Genomic DNA, 9,032 nt, shown 5'->3' with positions numbered 1-9,032 from the left:
TGGTGTGATGCACCTCAAACGTAGCTGAAAATTATTTTCATTCGTGTTTGTGTGCGGAGCAACATGTGAGTTCCATCAGACCATTAAAAAACAAATTATTTACTGATGAAAAACGAAAAACTACAATGCAAGCAGGCACGTGATATTCTGATCACCGGTTTTTTGAAAAAGTCCGGGTTTTCTCCCCGGCGTGAAAACCACCAGGAAGCCTGGTATTTGAGCCCGCTTCGAAACGAAACCCACCCATCGTTTAAAGTGTCCAAGCCACTGAACCGGTGGTATGACCATGGCCTGGGGCGGGGCGGAAATGTCATTGACCTGGTCATCGAAATGAACAACCATTGCACCGTTCAACAGGCCTTGTCCATTCTGAGCAGGGATATTCCATCTTTCTCTTTTCAACAGCAAAATTCTTTTGCCGTGTTGAAACCGAATGATGAAATCAAAATCGAGAAAGTACTCCCACTGAAACACCCCGAATTGATCAGCTATCTCGAAAGCCGGAAAGTTGATCCATCCCGGGCGGCAAGGTATGCCCGGCAGGTTTACTATTCGTTGAAAAGTTCAACCTTTTTTGCCATCGGCGTGCAAAATGTCTCCGGTGGCTGGGAGCTCCGAAACCCGTATTATAAGAATTCCAGTTCTCCCAAAAATTATTCTTTGTTTTCAAGATCGAAAACCATGCTTTCGGTTACCGAAGGGATGTTTGATTTTTTCAGCCTGCTGACCCTGTATCCCGGCTTACCGCTGAAGTCTGATTTTTTGATCCTGAATTCCCTCTCTTTTGTGGACCGGATCGTACCGACTGCTGAAAGCTACTCCAAAACCTGCCTCTACCTGGACAATGATCCTTCAGGAAAAAAAGCAACTCAAAAACTTTTGGAAAAGGTCAAGGGCAGTGTGGATCTGTCCGGAGTTTATGCATCAAAAAAGGATCTGAACGAACTTTTGGTAGCCGATCGCAGGCGGTTTCGCACAGGTCTGCGGTAAGCTATTTCAAGATGTGTCTTTGTTGCACAAGACCATCTTGCTTTGCTCCTAAACTCGCAAAGGGAGAAAAATCTACGATTTTTCCTAATGACAAAAACTTGTAATAAGATGAGAACACAATACATTTCTTTCAGGGTGAGCTACATTGAAAAAAGAGCCATTGCCCTGGCCGCCAAAGAGACCGGTTTGAGTACCAGCGAATTTGCCCGGCGTGCCGCCCTCAATCAAAAAGTAACCCTGCGCTTTTCGCCGCAGGAGCTCGAGGTTTATAAAAACCTGCATATGTACCACCACAATTTCAAACTGATCTCGAACCTGATCAAAAGCCCGCACTTTTACAAGAACGAGATGATTTTGCATGAACTGCAGGAAGTCATTTCCCTGATCAAACAACACCTTCAAAAATTTGAACAATGATCGGGAAAGCCAAAAGCATATCGCATATTTCCAATGCGGTCAATTATGCGAGGAACAAGATCAAGGCAGAAGAGATCTGCCGCAACCGGCTTGTTGGTGAAACCGGAACCGAAATCGCCAAAGAATTCCGGGTTTTTCAAAACCTGAATGCCCGGTGTCAGCGAAATTCGTTTTCGTTTGTCTTGAGTCCAACGATTGAGGATGGGACCAGGCTTACGAAGTCAGATTTTATAAAGATATCGGCCCAGTTTTTAAGCCAGATGAACCTTACGGACAACCAGAGTATTTCGTTTGTGCATAAAGATAGAAACCATAAGCATCTCCACATCTTTGTGAACCGGATCAACACGGAAGGGAAGGCCCGAAAGGACAACTACATCGGCAAAAAAGCCCAGCGTGTTGCCGAACGGATTGCACGGGAAATGAACCTGACAACGGCCCGGGAAGTACAGTTGGAAAAAGAAAACAGGCTGCGATGGGTCATCGTCCAGGCCCATGACAAGATTTTACCATTGAAGCCGGGCGATATTTTTGAATACGCCCGGCTGATGGAGCAGGAAGGTGTGATAACTCATCTGAAGCAGGCATCGAACGGAAAAGTGGTAGGACTGAAGTTTCAGGTAGGAAAAGAATCCATCAAAGCCAGCTCGGTTCACCGCGCACTGAGCGCCGCCAACTTGCAGAAGTTAATCCGGCAAAATCTAAGAATTACTAACCTACAACAGAGAAAGCAGCAAAACATACCCGACAAAAAAAGAGGATTCAGGTTATGAGAAAAAATTTATCACAACAAAAGTTGCTGGATGTCCTGACTGAAGAAATCGAAGTTCTTCGCCGAACCAGCGAAAATATTAAAGAGGTTGCCCCTGAAATTGCCAGGCAACTCGAGGAATTAAAGAACACCAAATTAAAGGTTGACCTGGATACCGACAAGTTGGAGCAGATCCTCAAAGATCATGAACAGGCATTGCGAAAGAAAGCGGTGATCCCAAGGTGGTTCCTGGTTTTGGTGTGGGTGGTGATTGTGTTTTTGTTGGCGGAGGTGGTGTGGCTGTTAGTTATGTGAAGTTAATCGCGGCCTTTCTTGCTGATCATCAATAATTTTAACAGTCTCTTTCCTGATGCTGTCGTTTGGTACATTTGTTTTGGACTTGTTTTTCTGTCAGGATACAGCATCTCTACCCAGCCGTAGCCTAACAGTGGGTCCAGGTATCTTTTTCTGTTACTGGAATGGTTTGTTATTCCCAATTTCTCAAACAAATCAGTTCTTTTTTTTGCAGTCAAGAATAAGTGCAGCACATCAGAAACTCTGCTATGAATAGTTGTATTTACTACAGCATTAACTTGGTCACTAACTTGGTCACCATCGCTATTGCACAACGCCAAAACATCCTCTATATGTCTAACCACAAGCATTTTGACTTGGTCGTCAACTTGGCCATTACTGCTTGTGCAAGCTGGGAGTATCGCAAGGAAATAGGTACTCTGCCCAGTCCTTCGTCATTTGCTCCCAAATACCTAATTCTTAAGCGCTCAATAGAGGCAACCTTGGACTTTTTTACTGGAAAAGAAAGGTGGGGTCCAAAAATAATTTTGCTAAAAGTAACGTTTTTACCCGCGAAAACGTTACTTTTGCTATTTCTGAAGAGGAATACTAGTTGTATGAAAGTAGCCGATAAAGTTAGGAATAAGATTGAGAAATTACCGGAGGGCTATGTGTTCGGATACGATGATTTCAACATTGAGCAAAATGAAGAAAGTGCATTGAAAGTGGCTCTTTTTCGTCTTGTTAAAGCAGGGACAATTGACCGGCTATCAAAAGGTCGCTTTTATAAGCCTCAAAAGGGAATAGTTGGAAATTTAAACCCTGATGAATATGAAATTGTCAAAGACCTTTTATTTGAAAATCAAAAACCTATTGGGTATATAACCGGTTATGGAATTTTTAATCGGTTTGGATTTACGACACAGTTATCGAATGTAATTCAAATAGGTACAAATTTTGACAAAAAGCAGATTCAACGAGGAAGATACAAGATCAAATTTGTCAGGCAATGGAACACAATTACAAACAATAATATTTACTTGTTGCAATTGCTTGACTGTATCCGGTATATCAAAAATATTCCGGATGCAACAGTCAACCAGTCATTTCAACGTCTAACGTTTTTGACAAAAGAACTTTCGCCAAAAGATATCAGGACATTTGCCAGCTTGGCACTTAATTATCCTTCCCAGGCTCGTTCACTAACCGGAGCACTGCTGGAAAAGTTAAATTATAATGATTTGGCTGATAGGCTATTTAGAAGTCTCAAGGCAACAACTTATTTTAATGTAAACATATCAAGCGACCTCATACCAAATAAACAAAAATGGAGGATTCAATAATGTTGCACCAACATCCTGAGTTATTTAGAAGCGCTATAAAAGAAACAGCCGACAACCTGAATATCAGGGATGTTTTCATTGAAAAGGACTACTGGATCTCGTTAGTGTTGAAACGCCTTTCAGAAAGTAGATACGTGGATTCAGTTGTATTCAAAGGAGGAACTTCTTTATCAAAAGGATATAAATTGATTAGTCGATTTTCAGAAGATGTGGACATTGCCGTTATCGACGTAGCCGATTCTTCGGGAAATCAATTAAAAACCTTAATCAGAACTGTTGAAAAAGAAATTGCACAAGACCTTGTTGAATCTACAGTTGACGGAATAACAAGCAAAGGTTCCAGATTTCGAAAATCTGTTTATCAATATCCCGAAACACAAAAGAGAAAAATGCAGGAAACTTATCTCAATACGTTAATCGTTGAAATTAATTCATTTGCAAATCCTTATCCCTATTCTAGACTGGAAATCCAAAGCCTGATTGGCGAGTACCTTCATAAAAACAACCAGACAGATTTAATCAGGGAGCATGGTTTGGAACCATTCAAGGTGAACATACTGGACATCAAACAAACTTTAATTGAAAAGCTGGTTTCATTGATCCGTTTTTCATTTGCAGAAAATTACCTGGATGAATTATCCGGAAAGATTCGCCATTTCTACGATCTGTATTTTTTATTGAATAACAAAGATTGCAGCAGCTACTTTGAATCGTCACAATTCATGAACGACTTCAGAACCGTTTTTGCCCATGACCAGAGAGCTTTCGACGAGCCTCGGGGCTGGAATGCTAAACAAATGAATGAATCCCCAATATTTAACCACTTTGATGAAATTTGGAAAACATTAAAGTCCCAATATGTAAAAGAGTTGTCCTTATTGGCATTTACAGAAATACCAGATGAAAGAGAGATCTCAAAAAACTTTTGGAAGATCATAAAAGCATTTGAATGATACATCATTCCACAAGTTGCTAAAGGAGATCCGACTCAACCCTGTCACAAAATACCTTCATTTTCGAAAGACAAGCCCTCCGGGTTTTCAAAAGCTTCCGGCATAAAGCCATTCATTCCAAAATCGGAGGAGTTAATTTTGCCATTTCAAAATCCAATTTCAAAAAGACTTAACCTGCGCAGGCTCCGGTTAAAACTTTTTGAAGTCCCGCATTAACACCTCCAATTTCTCCATTCATTCTTTATTCCTTTTCCTTTTGAAAATCTTCCGAAAATGAAAAAGAGCGGTGTTTACAGGTTTGAGATTTAATGAGCGTGTCATATTCCTGGAAAACAGCAAAAATGGCTTACAGTAATACTTCCATCGCTTCATCTATCAGGGAGTTATCCAGCTCTTTTAAATAAGCCTGTGTAATCGCAATATTTTGGTGTCCCATGGATTCGCTGATGATATCGGTCGAGATACCTTTTTGTTTTAGGCTGTTTGCGTAACTGTGGCGTGCAACATAGCTTGATAACGGCTTATCAATACCACACAACGCTGCAATTTCCTTTAATCGTTTATTATATCTTTTCAGGACCTTTCTTTTCCGGTTCTCAAGGTGGGAAAATGTCATCCCCTGTTCAAGCAGTATTGGAAAAACATAATCCGTTGGTGTTCTCCTTCCTTTATAATAGTTGAGAATTTCCTGAACAGGAGGTAATATCTTGATTTGAAAGTTCCCCTTTGTTTTGGAACGGGTGTAATAAATCCGGTCATCTGAAATATCACTCCATTTTAAAGTAGCCATGTCAGCAAAATTCATTCCCCGGGTGTAAAAGCTGAATATGAAATAATTTCTTGTGTCAATTAATGTAGGATACTCGCTTAAATCCAGTTGTGCCACTTTTTGAATATCCTCGAGTTTTAGTGCTTTTTTGATTCCCTTACCCTTGAGCTTTGATACTTTATAAAATTTGAATGGATAAAGATCTTCTTTTATTCGGCCTCGTTTAATTGCACTGTTGAATACGGAACGAATTGATCTCATTTTGACACCAATTCCTCCATCAGTACCACCTCTTGAACGTAGCCAGGATTCGTATTTCTCTAAAAATTCCGGTGTAATCTGATGAAAGATCAATTCTTTGCCTTTGGAGAATTTTTTAACTGAAATCAGCGTATCTGAATGGATTCGGGCATTACCAGTCCTGCCGGCAAGTTTTTGTTCTGAAATAATTTCCTCCCAAAAGGGATATATGGCCTTACCGACCGGATTGGTTTCAATCCGCAAGGTGTGCTCAACGTCAGATAACGTATAGTCGGATTTATTTTGTTCCAGATTAGTGACAATATTCGTCGCCCGATCGATAAACTTCAAAAGCAGTCTGTTCTTACTCAAGTAATCAGACGCATGTTTGGTGAACTTGCCCTGTTTTTCGTCCCATTCTTTCACAGAAGAAGTATAAGGAGTACGAAAAAATATGGTCTTTCTATCTTTCGTAATTCTTAAATAAACAGGATATTTGCCTGTGGATAATTTTTTCTTTCTCAGAACTGTTTTAAAACTAATCATTTGACTTCATTTTTGGGTACAACATAGGTACAACAAATAGGCGAATAAAGGTAGTTAAATAAGAATTATTGACAAAGTTAAATTAGATAAAAAATTGATAATCAGGCAAAAGAAAATAAATGATTTTAAATGGATATCAAAATACACTTGCTCATAATCAGGTGGTCCCTGGTTCAAGCCCAGGTGGGCCCACATCAATAAACAAGGCACTTTCAGCGATGGAGGTGCCTTGCTGTTTTTTGGGCGGGTACGATAAAATCATGCTACAGTTAGAGTTTCATAGTTCGTCCGAGTGTTCGTGCCAGTTTACGAGTTCAACAGTTATTTTCGATATACTTCCACCCGGTCGTCGTTTCTGCGACTCCATCTTATTTCGCCGCTATTTAATAAATAAGAATACCTGCATTGCTTGGGCGAAGATTATTAAAATGTGAATAAAGTTTTGTAGAGGGACAAACTCATTACATAAGTAAACGGGAAAATGGATTGCTGCCCGACATTCAGTGGGAGCAAGCAGAAGTCGGAACAGGAAACGAAAGTTCTGCCAAGTCGAGTCGCCCTAAATACGCAGAAAACAGCAGCCTGTGTATTCCTGAGTGAATGCAGTTCTACTGAATTCGGAAGCGAATAGGAAGCGGTCGATATTTCTTATATTTGTTGAACACATTAAAAGAAACTGGGCCAACTATGGAGTCAGGAGAAAGGAGCATTTTGAAAGCAGTTTTGTATCGGAGTATTTGTTTCATTCTGATGCCGGTAATTAGGATGCCAATAATAAAAGGTGTTAAACATCCCGTTTAAATTAGGATTGTTTTTCAAGCCATTCAAGCGGTGTTGTATTGTTTGACTGAAAGGTTGTGGGCACGTTTGCCAGCTGTTTGGTATTTTTGTCTGTCTTGATTTTGCATCTTGACCTGTTCACTTTAATTTTTCAGCTATGTTAAAGGTTGCCTTGGTGCTTTCCATGCTCTTTCAGTTGGGAGCGGCGGTTTATGCCATCAGTTTAATCCGTCGGACACGGTACAACGTATCGTGGATTTTAATTTCATTGGGCTTGGTATTGATGGCCGTCCGACGCCTGTTCGACTTTTCAAGTCTTTTTTGGGATTCGAAACTATTTCAACAAGAAGAAATCAACAGTTGGGTCGGAGTGCTCATTTCTGTATTGATATTCATCGGGGTCATTTTCATTAAAAAAATATTCAATCTACAGGATCATATTGAGCGATTAAGGCTTGATAATGAGAACAAAACCCTTGCGGCAGTTATTGAAGCGGAAGACAAAGCCCGTCAGTCCTTTGCCCGCGAATTACACGATGGTCTGGGGCCGGTTTTATCATCCATCAAAATGTCGTTGAGCGCAATTGATCCGAGTGCCATGGAACAAAAAAACAGACGAATTATTGAACGCTCTTGCCTGGCAACCGATGAAGCGATTACTTCTTTGAAGGAAATATCCAACCTCTTAAGTCCGCATATTCTTGAAAACTATGGCTTAATTGAGGCAATTAGGGCAACTGCCGATCCACTTTTGGAAGGAACACAGATTCAGGTTGAGATCAATTCGAATATCAGTGACCGTCGGTTTCACCGAAACCTGGAGATCAATGTTTACCGCATTGTCTGTGAACTGATCAACAACAGTGTAACCCATGCTGACCCCGGCTACATCCGCATCGATATCATGGAAGAGCAGCACGTTATTTCATTGACCTACAAAGATGACGGTTCCGGGTTTGATCTGGATAATGGTTTGCAAGACAAAGTGATTCCTGGGATGGGGCTGGATAACATTTTTTCGAGAATTAAACTGCTGAAAGGGCAATATCAAATTGATACCTCACCGGACAGTGGTTTTATCATCACTTTAAAAATTCCGATTGAATGAAAAAGCTCAAGCTCTTTTTGGTCGATGACCATGATTTGTTTCGTGAAGGCCTGAAATTCTTGTTGTCAGAATGGGATTTGATCGATGAAATTTACGAGGCTGAGAATGGTCAGCAGTTTATTGAAAGTCTTCGTCAGTACCCGGTTGATCTTGTTCTGTTGGATATTGAAATGCCGATAATGAACGGAATAGAAGCCGCTAAGCTGGCCAAGGAAGTTGATCCGGATCTAAAAATTATTGCGCTCTCCATGTATTCGGATGAAAATTATTATACCAGTATGATTGAGTCGGGCGCAGATGGATTTTTGCTGAAAAATTCAAAATTTGCCAGTGTGAGAAAAGCCATTGAAGAGGTGGCCGGCGGAAGAAATTACTTTTCTCAGGAAATTATTCAGCTACTGGTCAGGCAGCTAAATAAGCCGGACGAAGCAGAAGACAGTTTGATGATCACCGATCGGGAAATGGAGATTTTGGGTTTGATTTGCAATGGCCTTTCCAATATAGAAATTGCAGAAGCGCTTCAAATTAGCAAGCGAACGGTCGACAAACACCGGCAAAATTTATTGGATAAAACGAAGTTGAGAAATACGGTGGCGCTTGTACTCTATGCCATCAAGAACGGGTATTTTAGTGTTAGGTAGCTCTTTTGCTCATTTCGCTACGCAAAATTACGTAAGCCGAGATTAGGCGTTAAGGCTGTTTGTGGCGTTATTGCAAGCAGGTAGTTTTGTCAAGAAACAATTAACAAGTTATCATGACGACAAAACGCGCCCCGAACGAAAACATCAAACAAGTTGGAAAAAAGCCAAAGCTTGCCCTACGAACAAGCTGTTTCCTACTT

The 9,032-nt window shown here is 40.7% G+C and carries 10 protein-coding genes; 8 read left to right on the top strand and 2 right to left on the bottom strand.

The window, feature by feature from the left end:
• Window positions 1–105 precede the first annotated feature (105 nt).
• The 4 genes from NC99_RS05325 to NC99_RS05310 all read left to right on the top strand — a co-directional run bounded on the left by NC99_RS05325 (window position 106) and on the right by NC99_RS05310 (window position 2,473).
• Window positions 106–990: a toprim domain-containing protein gene (locus NC99_RS05325; protein WP_053180619.1), complete on the top strand. Its 885-nt coding sequence runs from the start codon at window positions 106–108 to the stop codon at window positions 988–990.
• Window positions 991–1,098: 108 nt separating this feature from the next.
• Window positions 1,099–1,407, top strand: coding sequence for a plasmid mobilization protein (locus NC99_RS05320; protein ID WP_053180616.1), 309 nt, complete (start codon window positions 1,099–1,101; stop codon window positions 1,405–1,407).
• Window positions 1,404–2,180 carry a relaxase/mobilization nuclease domain-containing protein gene (locus NC99_RS05315; protein WP_053180614.1) on the top strand — a complete coding sequence of 259 codons (777 nt, stop codon included), beginning with the start codon at window positions 1,404–1,406 and terminating at the stop codon, window positions 2,178–2,180. Before NC99_RS05320 ends, NC99_RS05315 begins: the two co-directional genes overlap by 4 nt.
• Window positions 2,177–2,473: a hypothetical protein gene (locus NC99_RS05310; RefSeq protein ID WP_053180612.1), complete on the top strand. Its 297-nt coding sequence runs from the start codon at window positions 2,177–2,179 to the stop codon at window positions 2,471–2,473. The genes NC99_RS05315 and NC99_RS05310 overlap by 4 nt, the downstream gene beginning before the upstream one ends.
• Before the next feature lie 2 nt (window positions 2,474–2,475).
• On the opposite strand, the gene NC99_RS22640 is transcribed toward NC99_RS05310, so the two are convergent.
• A complete protein-coding gene (locus NC99_RS22640; RefSeq protein WP_053180610.1) occupies window positions 2,476–2,823 on the bottom strand; it encodes a Fic family protein in 348 nt (115 codons plus the stop codon).
• Here NC99_RS22640 and NC99_RS05300 point away from each other — a divergent pair.
• Both NC99_RS05300 and NC99_RS05295 read left to right on the top strand, forming a co-directional pair.
• Complete coding sequence (locus NC99_RS05300; RefSeq protein WP_204374905.1) at window positions 2,806–3,795, top strand: DUF6088 family protein; 990 nt, start codon at window positions 2,806–2,808, stop codon at window positions 3,793–3,795. The two genes, NC99_RS22640 and NC99_RS05300, sit on opposite strands and share 18 nt — an antisense overlap.
• Window positions 3,780–4,748, top strand: a complete 969-nt coding sequence (locus NC99_RS05295) for a nucleotidyl transferase AbiEii/AbiGii toxin family protein (RefSeq protein WP_204374904.1) — start codon at window positions 3,780–3,782, stop codon at window positions 4,746–4,748. The genes NC99_RS05300 and NC99_RS05295 overlap by 16 nt, the downstream gene beginning before the upstream one ends.
• A 346-nt stretch (window positions 4,749–5,094) precedes the next feature.
• Here NC99_RS05295 and NC99_RS05290 read toward each other — a convergent pair whose 3' ends face one another.
• On the bottom strand, window positions 5,095–6,303 hold the full coding sequence (locus tag NC99_RS05290; protein ID WP_053180606.1) for a site-specific integrase: 1,209 nt from the start codon (window positions 6,301–6,303) through the stop codon (window positions 5,095–5,097).
• A gap of 937 nt (window positions 6,304–7,240) precedes the next feature.
• On the opposite strand from NC99_RS05290, the gene NC99_RS05285 reads away from it, so the two are divergent.
• Window positions 7,241–8,191 carry a sensor histidine kinase gene (locus NC99_RS05285; protein ID WP_053180604.1) on the top strand — a complete coding sequence of 317 codons (951 nt, stop codon included), beginning with the start codon at window positions 7,241–7,243 and terminating at the stop codon, window positions 8,189–8,191.
• Complete coding sequence (locus NC99_RS05280) at window positions 8,188–8,832, top strand: response regulator (RefSeq protein WP_053180603.1); 645 nt, start codon at window positions 8,188–8,190, stop codon at window positions 8,830–8,832. Before NC99_RS05285 ends, NC99_RS05280 begins: the two co-directional genes overlap by 4 nt.
• The last annotated feature ends 200 nt before the right edge of the window (window positions 8,833–9,032 follow it).

This window comes from Sunxiuqinia dokdonensis, from assembly GCF_001270965.1.
Lineage (GTDB): Bacteria > Bacteroidota > Bacteroidia > Bacteroidales > Prolixibacteraceae > Sunxiuqinia > Sunxiuqinia dokdonensis.
The sequence above is the reverse complement of the archived record's forward strand: the minus strand, read 5'-3'. Positions and strand labels throughout refer to the sequence as shown.

What these genes read in the sequence shown, in the direction of transcription:
- NC99_RS05325 (WP_053180619.1), top strand. Translation starts at nt 106, where the DNA reads ATGAAAAACGAAAAACTACAATGCAAGCAGGCACGTGATATTCTGATC.
- NC99_RS05320 (WP_053180616.1), top strand. Translation starts at nt 1,099, where the DNA reads ATGAGAACACAATACATTTCTTTCAGGGTGAGCTACATTGAAAAAAGA.
- NC99_RS05315 (WP_053180614.1), top strand. Translation starts at nt 1,404, where the DNA reads ATGATCGGGAAAGCCAAAAGCATATCGCATATTTCCAATGCGGTCAAT.
- NC99_RS05310 (WP_053180612.1), top strand. Translation starts at nt 2,177, where the DNA reads ATGAGAAAAAATTTATCACAACAAAAGTTGCTGGATGTCCTGACTGAA.
- NC99_RS05300 (WP_204374905.1), top strand. Translation starts at nt 2,806, where the DNA reads ATGTCTAACCACAAGCATTTTGACTTGGTCGTCAACTTGGCCATTACT.
- NC99_RS22640 (WP_053180610.1), bottom strand. Translation starts at nt 2,823, where the DNA reads ATGCTTGTGGTTAGACATATAGAGGATGTTTTGGCGTTGTGCAATAGC.
- NC99_RS05295 (WP_204374904.1), top strand. Translation starts at nt 3,780, where the DNA reads ATGGAGGATTCAATAATGTTGCACCAACATCCTGAGTTATTTAGAAGC.
- NC99_RS05290 (WP_053180606.1), bottom strand. Translation starts at nt 6,303, where the DNA reads ATGATTAGTTTTAAAACAGTTCTGAGAAAGAAAAAATTATCCACAGGC.
- NC99_RS05285 (WP_053180604.1), top strand. Translation starts at nt 7,241, where the DNA reads ATGTTAAAGGTTGCCTTGGTGCTTTCCATGCTCTTTCAGTTGGGAGCG.
- NC99_RS05280 (WP_053180603.1), top strand. Translation starts at nt 8,188, where the DNA reads ATGAAAAAGCTCAAGCTCTTTTTGGTCGATGACCATGATTTGTTTCGT.